We start from the raw sequence: 13,646 nt of genomic DNA on the forward strand, positions 1-13,646 counted from the left end.
GTATAACCTACTACCGAAGTGGGCCTTGCCATGCATATTAGAATTCGCTAATATGCGCACATTCTTTTTCCGAGGTGAAGACATGAAGCTCGATTCCCGTGTGTTGTTCGGTATTCCGGCCGTGTTGTTGGGCGTTTCGGTGCAGGCAGCGGAGCCTTTGGCGCTGGCACCGGTGCAGTATCGCGAAGTGGAGCAGACCTACAGCGTAGACGGCGTGGTTGAAGCGACACGCCAGTCCACCGTGTCGGCGCAGATCTCCGGCAGGGTGAAGGCGATCTTCTTCGATGTGGGCGACCGCGTCAGCAAGGGGCAAATCCTGCTCAAGATCGACGAGCGCGAGGCAGAACAGGCGCTGGCCGGCAGCCGCGCGCAACTGTCGCAGGCGCAGGCTGCGTTGCAGAACGCGCGTCTGAACTATGAACGCTCGCAGGAGCTGTTCAAACAGAAGTTCATCAGCCAGGCGGCGCTGGACAAGGCCAGGTCTGATTACGAGATGGCCAAAGCGCAGGCCGAGGCCAGCGAAGCCGGAGCGCAGCAATCCGCTCTGGCACAGAGCTATACCTCGGTCATCGCGCCCTATGCAGGTGTGGTGTCGGCACGCATGGTCGAGATGGGCGAGATGGTCACGGTCGGCAAGCCGCTGATGACCGGCTTCGACCCCGCCCAACTGCGCGTGATCGCCAGCGTGTCGCAGGACAAGCTGAAAGATATCGGTGCGCGCCCGAAAGTGACGGTGGAGGTGCCTTCGCTTAACCGCTGGGTGCACGCCGCCACGGTCACGGTGCAACCTTCCGCCGACCTGCGCACGCACAGCACGCAGGTGCGCATCGACCTACCGGCCAAACAGGCCGATCTGTATCCCGGCATGTTCGTGCGCACGCATTTCGTGGTGGGCAAGGAGAGCAAGCTGTTGATCCCGGCAAGCGCCGTGGTGCGCCGCAGCGAAGTCGTCGCCGTGTATGTGGTGGACGAGCAGGGCACGCCGCGCCTGCGCCAGGTGCGCCTGGGTGAAGCGAATGCACAGAACGAGATAGAAGTGCTGGCCGGTCTGAACATCGGTGAGCGTGTGGCGCGTGATGCGATCAAGGCCGGTATGGTCGCAGCGGAGATGAAGCGATGAGCATGGGCGTATCCGGCCGTATCGCGCGCGTCTTCCTGCATTCGCAGATGACGCCTCTGCTGGCGCTGGTCGCCATGCTGCTCGGCATCTTCGCCGTGGCGGTGACGCCGCGCGAGGAAGAGCCGCAGATCAACGTGACCATGGCCAACGTGCTGATCGCCTATCCCGGTGCTTCGGCGCAGGATGTGGCGAACACAGTTGCGACTCCTGCCGAGCAGGTGTTGTCGCAGATCGCGGGTGTCGACCACGTTTACTCCGTCTCCCAACCTGGCATGGCGGTGCTCACCGTGCAGTTCAAGGTGGGCGAAGAACATGTGCCGTCGCTGGTGAAGCTGTACGACGTAATCTGGTCGCATGCCGACTGGCTGCCTGCGACGCTGGGCGTGGCGCAACCGATCATCAAGGCCAAGGGCATCGACGATGTGCCGATATTGGCGCTGACCCTGTGGCGCGAGCAGGGCGGCGGCGATGCGGTCGATCTGTCACAGGTTGCGCACGCCATCGAATCCGAACTGAAGCGTGTGCCCGGCGCACGCGAGGTGGGCACACTGGGTTCGACGCCGCGCGTGGTGCGCGTGCTGCTCGATCCGGAAGCGCTCAACGCGCACCAACTGTCGGTACAGGAAGTGCGTGCAGCATTGCAGGCATCGAATGTCTCGCACAGCGCCGGCACGCTGGTGCAGAACAACCGCGAAGTGCTGGTGCAGACCGGTACTTTCCTCAGCGATGCGCGCGAAGTCAGCCAGCTGGTGGTGGGTGTCACGGCGGGCAAGCCGGTGTTCCTGCGCGACGTGGCCGAGGTGCGGGACAGTGCCGACCAACCCAAGAGCTATGTGTGGATGGGTACTGGTGTAGCAGCATCGGACAAGCACATCTCCGCACAGGGTGAATACGGCGCCGTGACTTTGGCTGTCACCAAGAAGCCGGGGGAGAACGCTGTGGATGTCGCCGACAAGCTGCTCAAGCGCGTGGAGGAATTGAAGGGTAGCGTCATCCCTGACGACGTACAGGTGACCGTGACGCGAAACTACGGCGAGACAGCCAACGACAAGGCGATGAAGCTGATACAGAAGCTGTTCTTCGCCACCTTTGCCGTAGTCGCACTGGTGTGGTTCGCCTTGGGACGGCGCGAGGCGTTCATCGTCGGCGTGGCCGTGTTGCTGACACTGGCGGTGACGCTGTTCGCATCCTGGGCCTACGGCTTCACACTGAACCGCGTGTCGCTGTTCGCACTGATCTTCTCCATCGGTATCCTGGTGGACGACGCCATCGTGGTGGTGGAGAACATCCATCGCCGGCGCGAACTGTCGCAGCATCAGCCGCTGTCCGAGATCATCCCCGAGGCGGTGGACGAGGTCGGCAGTCCGACCATCCTCGCTACCTTCACCGTGATCGCGGCGTTGCTGCCGATGGCGTTCGTCAGCGGCCTGATGGGGCCCTACATGAGCCCGATCCCGATCAATGCCAGCATGGGCATGCTGATCTCGCTGGCCATCGCCTTCATCGTCACGCCATGGCTGGCGCACAAGTTCGCCGGAGCACACCACGCCGTGGTCAAGAACGAAGAAGACACCGCCATCGCTCGCTTCTTCCGCATGCGCCTCGGGCCCTTCCTGAACAGGGAGCACGGCAAAGCGGCGCGGCGCAAACTGTGGCTGGCCATCGTGGGCGGCTTGCTGTTCGCGGTGTCGCTGGCTGTGGTGAAACTGGTGGTACTGAAGATGCTGCCGTTCGACAACAAGTCCGAGTTCCAGGTGGTGGTGGATATGCCGTCCGGCACGGCAGTCGAGCAGACCGCAGGCGTGATGCGTGAGATCGGCGCATATCTGGCGACGGTGCCGGAAGTCACGGACTATCAAGCTTATGCGGGCACCGCATCACCGATCAATTTCAATGGATTGGTGCGCCAGTATTACCTGCGCAATGCGCCAGAACAGGGCGATATCCAGGTCAACCTGCAGGACAAGCACCATCGCGACCGCAGCAGTCACGAGATCGCTTCGGCGGTGCGCGTGCCGGTCGAAGAGATCGCCAAGCGCTGGAACGCCAAGGTGAAAGTGGTCGAAGTGCCGCCGGGGCCGCCGGTGATGTCGCCCATCGTGGCTGAGATCTACGGCCCGGACTACGAGGGTGCGCGACAAGTGGCGCGCCAGGTTCGTGAACAGTTCGTCGCCACGACCGACATCGTCGGTATCGACGACACGGTCAGCGAAGACGCCCCCAAGATGATCCTGCGCGTGATGCAGAGCAAGGCCGCACTGCTGGGCGTGGCGCAGAGCGATATCGTGGATGCCGTGCAGATCGCGCTGTCCGGTCAGGACGTGACCGCTTTGCACGCGCTGGATGCGAAGTACGCGCCGCCGTTGCGTCTCGGGCTGTCGGCCGAGAAGCGCAGCCGCATCGACGATGTGCTGAAACTGAAGGTGCGTTCGCGTGACGGCGCGCTGGTGCCGCTGTCGGAAGTCGTGCAGGTGGTGAAGACGCAGCGTGACTATCCCATCTATCACAAGGACCTGTTGCCGGTGGTGTATGTGACCGGCGACATGGCTGGTGATCTGGACAGCCCGTTGTACGGCATGTTCGATATCCACGGCAAGACCGGCGGCATGGCGCTGGAGCAGGGCGGTACACTGAAGCCCTACTTCTTCAAGCAGCCGTCAGATCCTTACGCAGGGTACGCGCTGAAGTGGGATGGTGAGTGGCAGGTGACCTTCGAGACCTTCCGCGATATGGGTATCGCCTACGGCGTGGGCCTGATCCTGATCTATCTGCTGGTGGTGGCGCAGTTCAAGAGCTACGTCGTGCCGCTGGTGATCATGGCACCGATCCCGCTGACCATCATCGGCGTGATGCCGGGACACGCGCTGTTCGGCGCGCAGTTCACCGCGACATCGATGATCGGCATGATCGCGCTGGCAGGCATCATCGTGCGCAACTCCATCCTTCTGGTGGACTTCGTCAACCTGCAACTGCGCGACGGTGTGGACTTGCAGCACGCAGTGGTGAATGCCGCTGCGGCGCGCGCGAAGCCTATCCTGCTGACAGGTCTTGCGGCCATGCTGGGCGCGCTGTTCATCCTGGATGACCCGATCTTCAACGGTCTGGCGCTGGCCTTGATCTTCGGCATCCTGGTATCCACCTTGCTCACGCTGGTGGTGATCCCGGTGTTGTATTACGCCACCTTGTACAAGAAATTCCCGTAAACTTTACCTAGGAGCTTTAAAACATGAATGCAGAACGTATCGTCCGTATCGTCGCAGGTTTCTTTGTCATGCTGTCGCTGGCACTGGGTGCACAGGCCAGCCCGCTGTTCGTCAGCGAGTACTTTCTGTTGTTCACCGCCTTCGTCGGCCTGAACCTGTTCCAGAGCGGCTTCACCCAGTTCTGTCCCTTGAACAATATCCTCGCCAAGCTTGGCGTCAAGGGCAGTTGCTGAACCGACTCTTAACCCTTCCCGCCAAATCCGCCCACATCAGTCTGGCCTTCGTCGGCCTGATGTGGGTTTTTCCATTTCTGTATTATCTCCACGCCTATCCGCTCACCACCTTCTATCAGGAATGGCTGGCTGCGCTGCTCGGAGTGTGTGCCTTGCCGCTGCTGCTGACACGGCGCTACTGGCTGGCCCCGCAGGTGCCTGGCATCGTGTTGCTGCCGATCGGGCTGATGCTGATATTGCTGCTGCAGTTCATGCTGGATCTGGTCATCCACTTCGATCATGTGCTGATGTTGTCGCTGTATTTGTTGTTCGCGGCCTTGCTCATGATGCTGGGGCAGCATCTGCGCGAGCAGATCGGCATGCCGAGATTGGCGACAGTATTGGCTGCCTGTCTGCTGGTCGGCGCAGAACTGAATACCCTGGCAGGCGTGCTACAGCATTATCGCTGGGAAACTTTTTTCAATTCGGTGGTGACCGTCAAGACCTCAGCTGCCGTGTACGGCAACGTCGCGCAGCCCAACCATTTCGCTCACTACGTGGCGCTGGGCCTGTTCTCGCTGGGGCTGTTACAGCACCGTTTCGGATGGCGCATCTGGCTAACGATGCTGCTGGCCTCTCCCATGTTGTTCGTCATGGTGTTGTCCGGATCGCGCAGCGGCTGGTTATATTTGGTCGCCGCACTCATGCTGGCTTGGTGGTGGCAGCGCAAGGAGCCGGCATTGCGCTCACTCCTGCGTTATACGGTGGCGTTATGTGTCGCCTATGCATTGATGCACGGTCTGGTACAGCTGCCGTGGCTGCAGGGAAGCACAGATAGTGTGTCGGCAGCCGAAAGGCTGATCAATCTGGCAGGGACAAAGAGCATCCGCCTGCATCTGTGGAAGGAATCGCTGCTGATCTTCGCGCAGTTCCCGCTGTTGGGCGCGGGCTTCGGCCAGTTCGCCTACCAGCATCTGCAACTGGCCGCAGAATTGCGCAATCCCGAGATCGTCGGCTTGTACAACAATGCGCATAACATCGTCATGCAATTGGCGGCCGAGACGGGCCTGGCAGGATTGTTCACGCTGTTGGCAACCTTGGGGATATGGGCTTGGCATGCAATGCTGCGCCATGCAACGTATACGCTGGAACGATGGTGGGCGGTAGCGGTGCTGGCGGTGCTGGGCATCCATTCCCTGCTTGAGTATCCACTCTGGTATCTGCATTTCATCGGAGTGGCAGCGATCTTGCTGGGTGCGCTCGATGCGGGCGCGCATCGACTCGAGTTGCGCGGTGTTGGAAGGGCGTCTGTGGCCGCCATCCTGCTGCTGGGAGCGCTGTCCCTGTTCCAGGGCTTGCAGGCCTATCGCCATCTTGAAACCGCGACGACTATGCGGGGACAGGCCGCGCGGGATGCTGGCTACGCTGAACGTGCGCGGGATGAGCTGCTGGAGGCATTGGAGTTCCCCTTGTTCAACGGATATGCCGAGCTGTTCATCGCGCACATGATGGCACCGGACGAGGATCATCTGGCAGAAAAGCTGGCGCTGAATACCCGCGCAGTCCGCTACATACCAACCGGCATCGTTAGCTACCACCAGGCGTCCTTGCTGGCCCTGTCGGACCAACCGCAGGCCGCAATGGATATGCTGGAGAAAGCAGTATGGAGTTACCCGTCCCATTACGAAGCGGCAAAGGCCGAGATGGAAGCGCTGGCCGAGCGGCATCCCGCGCGGTTCCAGCCTCTGCTAGAATCCGCAGCCCGGAATCATGAGGAGTACCGTCGTGCAGCAGTTCCTGCTAGATAACCTGTTCACCCTGTCGATCACGCTGATCAGCGGCTATATGCTGTTCTGGAGTTATTTCGGCAACCGCATCCTCGGTATCAAGGAAGCCGATACGCTGCAGGCGATGAACCTGATCAACCGCAATGACGCGCTGTTGATCGACGTGCGCGAGCAGAGCGAGTTCGACAGCGGCCATATCATCAACAGCAAACTGTTCCCCGCCGGCAAGTTGAAAGAGCGGGTCGGCGAGCTGGAGAAGTACCGCGAACGCCCCATCATCCTGGTGTGCCGCAGCGGCGCACGTGCGACGCCCATCGCTTCCTGGCTGGGGAAACAGGGTTTTTCGCAGGTCTATCTACTGTCGGGCGGTGTGCTGGCCTGGCAGAAAGCCAAGTTGCCGCTGGAAAAGAAGAAGTAAGGATCGCCATGGCCAAAGTCGTGATGTATTGCACCGCCGTCTGTCCCTATTGCATCAATGCAGAACGTCTGCTGAAGAATCGCGGTGTCACCGAGATCGAGAAGATCCGCATCGACCTGGATGATGAACAGCGCGTCATCATGGAGGCGCGCAGCAAGCGACGCACCGTGCCGCAGATCTTCATCGACGACCGCCACATCGGCGGGTTCGACGACATGGCCGAACTGGATCGCGAGGGCGGTCTGCTGCCCCTGCTGCAACAATAATCAACCAAGGAAGAAAAATGACCGAGAACGCAACCTCTCCACAGAATGAAGCCCCCATCTTCAACATCGAGAAACTGTATGTGAAGGATCTGTCGCTGGAGATCCCCAATGCGCCCGCGATCTTCCTGCAGCGCGAGAATCCCCAGATCGATCTGCAACTGCAAACCAAGGCTGGCCAATTGGAAGAAGGCGTGTTCGAGGTGGAAGTGACCGTTACCGTGACGGCAAAGGTGTCCGAGAAAGAGCAAGTGATGTTCCTGATCGAAGCCAAGCAGGCCGGCATCTTCCAGGTGCGCAACATGCCCGCATCCGAGATGGAAGGCATACTGGCCGTGATGTGCCCGAACATCCTCTATCCCTATCTGCGCGAAGTCGTTTCCGATGTGGCAGTGCGCGGCGGCTTCGCGCCGGTGCTGCTCAATCCGATCAACTTCGAAGCGATATATCAGCAACAAAAGCAGCAGGCGCAAGCGCAGGCTGAGGGCGCAGCGGTCAAACACTGATGGCGAGGTTGCTGGCAACGCTATGGTTGTCCGCTCTGTGCTTTACGGCACAAGCTTTGGGGTTCGTCTCGGTGGCCGAACCGGCGATCCTGTACGACGCCAATTCGCTCAAGGCCAAGAAGCTCTATGTCGCCACGCGCTTCCTGCCATTGCAACAATTGGTGGTATTGGAAGCCTGGGTCAAAGCGCGCGACTCCACCGGCAAGGTGTTCTGGATCGAGAAGCGCAATCTGAGCAGCAAACGTTACGTCGTTGTCACTGCACAGACAGCCATGGTGCGAAGCAGCTGGAGCAACAGCGCGCCGGTCGCTTTCATCGCGCCGCGCCAGCTGGGAATGGAATGGCAGGGCAACAGCGGTGAATGGGTCAAGGTGCGTCACCGTGACGGTTCCGCCGGCTATATCAAGGCTTCGGAAGTCTGGGGTGACTAAAGCATGAATATTGCGGTATTGGGTGCCGGCGCATGGGGAACTGCGCTGGCGATCAGTCTGGCGGAGCGCCACGACGTCACGCTCTGGGCCAGAGATGCCGCACAAGTGGCGGCGATGCGCGAGACGCGGCGTAACCGCCGCTATCTGCCGGACATCGCATTACCCGACAATCTGGCGCTGGATGAAGATCTGCAAGCGGTATTGCGTGATGCGCAATTGATCGTTGTGGCAGTACCCGTGTCCGGCCTGCGTGCCACGTTACAGCAAATAGCAAAACTGCAATCGCCTGTTGGCGTGATCTGGTTGTGCAAGGGCTTCGAGACCGAGACCTCGCTGCTGCCGCATCAGATCGTCAACGAGATATTACCTGCCGCATTCCCGCGCGGTGCGCTGACCGGCCCCAGCTTCGCACAGGAAGTGGCGCGCGGCCTGCCGACTGCATTGACGCTGGCGTCGAACGACGGCGAGTTCGCGCAACGAACTGCTAAAGCCTTGCACCATTCGCGCTTGCGCATCTATTCCAGCACCGATGTAGTCGGCGTCGAGATCGGCGGGGCGATCAAGAACGTACTGGCGATCGCCGCGGGCATCTGCGATGGCATGCAGATGGGCTTGAACGCACGTGCAGCATTGCTGACTCGAGGCTTGGCCGAGATGACGCGCTTGGGTCTGCTGATGGGCGGCAAGGCGGAGACGCTGGGCGGCTTGTCCGGTGTGGGTGACCTCATCCTGACCTGTACCGGCGACCTGTCGCGCAACCGCCAGGTCGGCATGCTGTTGGCCCGTCACCAATCCCTGCCCAATATCCTCAAAGAACTCGGTCATGTGGCGGAAGGTGTGTACACCGCGCGCGAAGTGCAAACCGTTGCACGCCGATATCAGGCGGACATGCCGATCTGCCAAGCGGTGTATCGCGTGCTGTATGAGAACCTCGATGCCGATAAGGCTGTTGAGATGCTGCTGAGCCGTGAGCCTGGTGAGGAATTCTCTACCAGTGGCAAACATCCTGTATTGAACTAACTTCCCGCGAATCCGTTCTGCCGCCAGGCTTCGAACACGGTCACTGCCACCGCATTGGACAAGTTGAGGCTGCGATTGTCCGGGCGCATCGGCAGGCGCACGCGCCGCTCGGGTGGCAGGGAATCCAGAACATCCACAGGTAAACCGCGGCTCTCCGGGCCGAACAGAAAAGCGTCCCCCGCCTTGAATTCCATCTCAAAGAACGGCTGCGATCCTTTTGTCGTCAGCGCGAACAAGCGCGGATGGCCCAGTGCGCTCAAACATTGCGGCAGGCCATCGTGCACCTGCATAGCGGCATACTCGTGGTAATCCAGACCGGCGCGGCGTAACTGTTTGTCGTCCAGGTCGAAGCCGAGCGGGCGGATCAGATGCAAATGCGCACCGGTGTTGGCGCAGAGGCGGATGACGTTGCCGGTGTTGGGCGGGATCTCGGGCTGAAAAAGAATGATGTTGAACATGTGAAAAGTTGTGAAAGGTCTTGTCAGATATAGGGAAAACGGCTAACTTCCGCTCCCATCGTTGGTGCACTCGGCTACGCATCGCAGAAAACTTCAGGGGGAATTATGGCGCGTCCGGAGAAAGTTCGCCTCGGCGACTTGCTGGTACAGCAAAAACTCATCTCGCTCGACCAGTTGCAATTCGTGCTGGAACAGCAAAAACGCAGCGGCCGCAAATTGGGGCGCGTGCTGGTGGACAACGGCTTCATCAGCGAAGACCAGATCTCCGAAGCGCTGGCCAAGCAGCTCAACGTTCCTTACATCAACCTCAAGTACTACAACGCCAATCTGGAGATCGTGCGTCGCCTGCCCGAGAATCAGGCGCGCCGCTTCCGTGCTTTGGCACTGGAAGAGCGCAACGGCGCCATCCTGGTCGGCATGACCGACCCCACCGATCTGTTCGCATTCGATGAGATCGCGCGCATCCTCAAGCGTGATATCGATGTGGCGGTGGTGACGGAAGGTCAGTTGCTGGAGACCATCGACCGTGTCTACCGTCGCACCGACGAGATCAGCGGTCTGGCGAAAGAGATATCGGAAGACCTGGGCGAAGGCTACATCGACTTCGGCGCGCTGAGCGACACCGTCGGCACCGAAGAAGCCCCGGTGGTCAAATTGCTGCAGACCATGTTCGACGATGCCTCGCAGGTCGGTGCTTCCGACGTGCACATCGAACCGCAGGAGACGCGCCTGCAGATCCGTTTCCGTATCGACGGAGCATTGCACCTGCAAACCGAGGCCGACAGCAAGATCTCCAGCGCGATCGCCTTGCGATTGAAGTTAATGTCCGGTTTGGACATCTCCGAAAAACGCCTGCCACAGGACGGCCGATTCAACGTTCGCGTGCGCGAACAGGCGATCGATGTGCGTATCTCCACCATGCCGACGCAGTACGGCGAATCGGTGGTGATGCGTCTGCTCAACCAGAGCAACAGCTTCCTCACGCTGGATAAACTGGGCATGCCGCCCGACATGCTCAAGCGTTTCCGCGAAATCATCCAGCGCAGCAACGGCATGGTGCTGGTCACCGGCCCGACTGGTTCCGGTAAAACGACCACGCTGTATGCGGGCCTGTCCGAGATCAACACCATCGACCAGAAGATCATCACCGTGGAAGACCCGGTGGAATATCGCCTGCCCGGCATCAATCAGGTGCAGGTGAACGAAAAGATCGAACTCAGTTTCTCCAAGGTGCTGCGTGCCGCTTTGCGTCAAGACCCGGACGTGATCCTGGTCGGCGAGATGCGCGATGCGGAAACGGCACAGATCGGTATGCGCGCCGCCATGACCGGTCACCTGGTGTTCTCCACGTTGCACACGCGCGACTCCGCCGGTACCTTGTTCCGTCTGGTCGACATGGGCGTGCCGAAATACATGGTGGCTTCTTCGGTGCAGTGTGTGCTGGCGCAGCGCCTGTTGCGCCGTGTCTGCGAAAGCTGCCGCGAAGCGCACGTGCCTACCCCGCAGGAAACCGAGTGGCTGCAGGTCGAGGGCGTGGAGCGCGGAGCCTGGGGTGAATTGGTGCATGGTCGTGGCTGTTCGCACTGTAGCGGCACGGGCTACCATGGGCGTATGGGCGTCTACGAGATGCTGGAGATGACGCAGGATCTGGTGGACGCTGCCGCGCACGACGACAACACACATTTCATGCAGGCTGCCCGTAACTATCTGAAAGACCGCACCCTGCTGGATGCGGCATTGCGCGAGATGAAGCTGGGACATACCAGCATCGCCGAAGTGATGCGTATCAGTAATCAGGTTGAGGATTAAGCGTGCCGGTTTTCTCCTATAAGGGCAGAAGCAACCGCGGTGGGGAACTGGTGCAAGGCACACTGGAAGGCGCGGACAGCGGTGTCATCGCCGACCAGTTGCTGAACACGGGCATCACGCCGATCGAGATCAAGGTTTCCCACAATTCCCGTACCACCAAGGCGAACGAACCCTCCTTGTGGCAGCGCCTCAATCAGGAAAGATCAGTCGATCCGCTGGAATTGATGCTGTTCTCGCGCCAGATGTATACCCTGCTCAAATCCGGCGTGCCCATCATGCGCGCACTGGCGGGCTTGCAGGAATCCTCGCAGAACCCGACTTTCGCGGCCATGTTGCAGGATCTGCGCGAAAGTCTGGACAGTGGTCGTGAGCTTTCCACGGCGATGCGTCGCCATCCCAAGATCTTCTCGCCGTTCTATCTCAGTATGGTGCAAGTCGGCGAGATGACCGGCATGCTGGACCAGACCTTCTTGCGGCTGTACGACCATCTGGAATTCGAAAAGGACATGCGCGAGCGCATCAAGGGTGCGGTGCGTTACCCGATGTTTGTGGTGATCGCCATGGCGATTGCCATCGTCATCGTGAATATCTTCGTCATTCCCGCGTTTGCCAAGGTTTTCGAAGGCTTTCATGCCGAGCTGCCGTTGATGACCAAGATACTGATGGGTTTCTCCAACTTCATGGTGAACTACTGGCCGATGCTGGTGGCAGGGTTGATTGGTGCGGTGGTGGCGTTCCGGGCATGGATCAATACTCCGGATGGCCGCTATAAATGGGATCGCTATAAATTCAAGTTGCCGATCGCGGGCAAGATCATCCTCAAGGGCACCTTGGCGCGCTTCGCGCGTAGTCTTGCGCTGTCGTTCAAGAGTGGCATCCCTATCGTGCAGGGCTTGAATACAGTGGGCATGGTGGTGGACAACGAATACATGCGCAGCAAGATCGAGCAGATGCGCGACGGTGTTGAACGCGGCGAATCCATCCTGCGTACCGCGCATGCAACCGGCGTGTTCAATCCGACCGTGATGCAGATGATCGCGGTGGGTGAAGAAACGGGTGATCTGGATGGTCTGATGTTCGAGGTCGCGGGAATGTACGAACGCGATGTGGAATACGAGGTCAAGACCCTGAGTGCGCAGATCGAACCCATCATGATCGTGCTGCTGGGAGCGCTGGTGCTGGTGCTGGCGCTCGGTATCTTCTTGCCGATGTGGGACTTGGGCAAGGCGGCATTGCACTAATGACAAATTCAGCACTCGGCACTCAGCCTTCCAGAGGGTTCACCCTGATCGAATTCATCGTTGTCATCATCATCATCGTGGTGCTGGCTGGCCTATTTCTGGTGCGCATCCCACTCTATCAGGAGCGTGCGGAGAAGGCTGCCATGCAACAGGTGGAAGGCGCGCTGCAAAGTGCGTTGGTGATGCGCTTCGGCGCGTTGCAGACTCGCGGCGCAGCAAGCGAGAAAGAGTTGAGCATCCTCGCCACCGATAATCCAGTCACCTGGCTGCAGAAACTGCCGCCTAACTACAGGGGCGAGTATTACGACCCCACGCCGCGCACCGTCGCGCCCGGCAACTGGATGTTCGATCTCAAGTCGCGCGAACTGATCTATGTGCTCAATCAGTCGGACAACTTCACGCCGGGGCCGGATGGTAACAAGTGGATACGTTTCCATGTGAGGCTGGGATACGAGCCCAAGCTGGGGAAACCCGAATCCGGCAAAGAGTTGGCTTCCACCCTGTTCGAACCGACCCACCCCTATCGCTGGCTTAACTGAAAACCATGAATCCACTTATCCAATCCTGGCTGGTGCAATCGGCAGTCATCTTCCTCATCCTCGGCAGTGTCGCCGGTATGGTGGTTGGCGCATTGTTACTGTTCCGGCGCGACCGGTTGCAGAACATCAGCACCCTGCTGGATCGTTGGATCTCCACGCGTCGCCTTGATCGCGCGCTCGAACGCCGCATCACACTCGATCCGTGGTGCTATCGCCACCGTCAGGCGACCGGCACGCTGATCCTGGCCGGTGCGCTGTACATCCTGTATTTCTTTGGTGTTGAATTGGAGCGTGCCGAGACTGCAGCCGGTTTGGCCAGACGCTTCGCCTATCCGCAGCCACTGGCGGAAGCCCTGCTCGATGCCATGGTGCTCAGCGCCTTGCTGGGCGCTCTCGGGGCCATTGTGGCGGCGCTGTTCATCCTGTTCCGCCCCAGCATGATGCGAGGCTTCGAGGAGGGGGCGAACCAATGGCTGTCTCTGCGCAAGACATTGAAACCGCTGGAAGTCCCGCGCGATGGGCTGGAGGTGTATGTTGAGCGGCATGCACGCCAGGTCGGCATCTTCCTGATGCTGGGCGGGCTCTATACGCTGGTGTTGTTGCTGGCTTGGCTGGGAAGATAAGACGACTTCACGCAGC

Annotated in this window: 14 protein-coding genes; 13 read left to right on the forward strand and 1 reads right to left on the reverse strand. The window is 59.9% G+C overall.

Annotation, left to right across the window (positions count from 1 at the left end; translation table 11 throughout):
• The first annotated feature begins 82 nt into the window (after window positions 1-82).
• From ACYPYQ_RS06815 to ACYPYQ_RS06855, 9 genes are read left to right on the forward strand one after another with little or no spacing between them, the layout of a single operon-like run.
• Window positions 83-1,120, forward strand: a complete 1,038-nt coding sequence (locus tag ACYPYQ_RS06815; protein ID WP_459721796.1) for an efflux RND transporter periplasmic adaptor subunit — start codon at window positions 83-85, stop codon at window positions 1,118-1,120.
• Entirely contained in the window at window positions 1,117-4,323 is a 3,207-nt protein-coding gene (locus ACYPYQ_RS06820; RefSeq protein WP_459721800.1) for an efflux RND transporter permease subunit, read from the forward strand. The genes ACYPYQ_RS06815 and ACYPYQ_RS06820 overlap by 4 nt, the downstream gene beginning before the upstream one ends.
• A 23-nt stretch (window positions 4,324-4,346) precedes the next feature.
• Window positions 4,347-4,556: a YgaP family membrane protein gene (locus ACYPYQ_RS06825; RefSeq protein ID WP_459721802.1), complete on the forward strand. Its 210-nt coding sequence runs from the start codon at window positions 4,347-4,349 to the stop codon at window positions 4,554-4,556.
• Window positions 4,550-6,343, forward strand: a complete 1,794-nt coding sequence (locus ACYPYQ_RS06830; RefSeq protein ID WP_459721806.1) for a PglL family O-oligosaccharyltransferase — start codon at window positions 4,550-4,552, stop codon at window positions 6,341-6,343. Before ACYPYQ_RS06825 ends, ACYPYQ_RS06830 begins: the two co-directional genes overlap by 7 nt.
• A complete protein-coding gene (locus ACYPYQ_RS06835; RefSeq protein ID WP_459721809.1) occupies window positions 6,306-6,740 on the forward strand; it encodes a rhodanese-like domain-containing protein in 435 nt (144 codons plus the stop codon). The genes ACYPYQ_RS06830 and ACYPYQ_RS06835 overlap by 38 nt, the downstream gene beginning before the upstream one ends.
• Window positions 6,741-6,748: 8 nt before the next feature.
• Entirely contained in the window at window positions 6,749-7,006 is a 258-nt protein-coding gene (gene grxC / locus ACYPYQ_RS06840; protein WP_459721812.1) for a glutaredoxin 3, read from the forward strand.
• A 17-nt stretch (window positions 7,007-7,023) separates the two neighbouring features.
• Window positions 7,024-7,509 (forward strand): protein-export chaperone SecB, encoded by a 486-nt coding sequence (gene secB / locus ACYPYQ_RS06845; protein WP_459721815.1) that lies wholly within the window; start codon window positions 7,024-7,026, stop codon window positions 7,507-7,509.
• A complete protein-coding gene (locus tag ACYPYQ_RS06850) occupies window positions 7,509-7,940 on the forward strand; it encodes an SH3 domain-containing protein (protein WP_459721818.1) in 432 nt (143 codons plus the stop codon). The genes secB and ACYPYQ_RS06850 overlap by 1 nt, the downstream gene beginning before the upstream one ends.
• 3 nt (window positions 7,941-7,943) lie before the next feature.
• A complete protein-coding gene (locus ACYPYQ_RS06855; RefSeq protein WP_459721820.1) occupies window positions 7,944-8,960 on the forward strand; it encodes an NAD(P)H-dependent glycerol-3-phosphate dehydrogenase in 1,017 nt (338 codons plus the stop codon).
• On the opposite strand, the gene trmL is transcribed toward ACYPYQ_RS06855, so the two are convergent.
• Window positions 8,957-9,418 (reverse strand): tRNA (uridine(34)/cytosine(34)/5-carboxymethylaminomethyluridine(34)-2'-O)-methyltransferase TrmL, encoded by a 462-nt coding sequence (gene trmL / locus ACYPYQ_RS06860; RefSeq protein ID WP_459721822.1) that lies wholly within the window; start codon window positions 9,416-9,418, stop codon window positions 8,957-8,959. The genes ACYPYQ_RS06855 and trmL overlap by 4 nt on opposite strands.
• A 105-nt stretch (window positions 9,419-9,523) precedes the next feature.
• On the opposite strand from trmL, the gene ACYPYQ_RS06865 reads away from it, so the two are divergent.
• From ACYPYQ_RS06865 to ACYPYQ_RS06880, 4 genes are read left to right on the forward strand one after another with little or no spacing between them, the layout of a single operon-like run.
• The gene (locus ACYPYQ_RS06865; protein WP_459721826.1) at window positions 9,524-11,227 is read left to right on the forward strand and encodes a GspE/PulE family protein; all 1,704 of its coding nucleotides are present in this window, start codon (window positions 9,524-9,526) and stop codon (window positions 11,225-11,227) included.
• Between the two features lie 2 nt (window positions 11,228-11,229).
• On the forward strand, window positions 11,230-12,468 hold the full coding sequence (locus ACYPYQ_RS06870) for a type II secretion system F family protein (RefSeq protein ID WP_459721829.1): 1,239 nt from the start codon (window positions 11,230-11,232) through the stop codon (window positions 12,466-12,468).
• Entirely contained in the window at window positions 12,468-13,007 is a 540-nt protein-coding gene (locus ACYPYQ_RS06875) for a prepilin-type N-terminal cleavage/methylation domain-containing protein (protein ID WP_459721831.1), read from the forward strand. Before ACYPYQ_RS06870 ends, ACYPYQ_RS06875 begins: the two co-directional genes overlap by 1 nt.
• Before the next feature lie 5 nt (window positions 13,008-13,012).
• Window positions 13,013-13,630, forward strand: a complete 618-nt coding sequence (locus ACYPYQ_RS06880) for a hypothetical protein (RefSeq protein ID WP_459721835.1) — start codon at window positions 13,013-13,015, stop codon at window positions 13,628-13,630.
• Window positions 13,631-13,646 lie beyond the last annotated feature (16 nt).

Source organism: Sideroxyarcus sp. TK5, assembly GCF_054601595.1.

What these genes read in the sequence shown, in the direction of transcription:
- ACYPYQ_RS06815 (WP_459721796.1), top strand. Translation starts at nt 83, where the DNA reads ATGAAGCTCGATTCCCGTGTGTTGTTCGGTATTCCGGCCGTGTTGTTG.
- ACYPYQ_RS06820 (WP_459721800.1), top strand. Translation starts at nt 1,117, where the DNA reads ATGAGCATGGGCGTATCCGGCCGTATCGCGCGCGTCTTCCTGCATTCG.
- ACYPYQ_RS06825 (WP_459721802.1), top strand. Translation starts at nt 4,347, where the DNA reads ATGAATGCAGAACGTATCGTCCGTATCGTCGCAGGTTTCTTTGTCATG.
- ACYPYQ_RS06835 (WP_459721809.1), top strand. Translation starts at nt 6,306, where the DNA reads ATGAGGAGTACCGTCGTGCAGCAGTTCCTGCTAGATAACCTGTTCACC.
- grxC (WP_459721812.1), top strand. Translation starts at nt 6,749, where the DNA reads ATGGCCAAAGTCGTGATGTATTGCACCGCCGTCTGTCCCTATTGCATC.
- secB (WP_459721815.1), top strand. Translation starts at nt 7,024, where the DNA reads ATGACCGAGAACGCAACCTCTCCACAGAATGAAGCCCCCATCTTCAAC.
- ACYPYQ_RS06850 (WP_459721818.1), top strand. Translation starts at nt 7,509, where the DNA reads ATGGCGAGGTTGCTGGCAACGCTATGGTTGTCCGCTCTGTGCTTTACG.
- ACYPYQ_RS06855 (WP_459721820.1), top strand. Translation starts at nt 7,944, where the DNA reads ATGAATATTGCGGTATTGGGTGCCGGCGCATGGGGAACTGCGCTGGCG.
- trmL (WP_459721822.1), bottom strand. Translation starts at nt 9,418, where the DNA reads ATGTTCAACATCATTCTTTTTCAGCCCGAGATCCCGCCCAACACCGGC.
- ACYPYQ_RS06865 (WP_459721826.1), top strand. Translation starts at nt 9,524, where the DNA reads ATGGCGCGTCCGGAGAAAGTTCGCCTCGGCGACTTGCTGGTACAGCAA.
- ACYPYQ_RS06875 (WP_459721831.1), top strand. Translation starts at nt 12,468, where the DNA reads ATGACAAATTCAGCACTCGGCACTCAGCCTTCCAGAGGGTTCACCCTG.
- ACYPYQ_RS06880 (WP_459721835.1), top strand. Translation starts at nt 13,013, where the DNA reads ATGAATCCACTTATCCAATCCTGGCTGGTGCAATCGGCAGTCATCTTC.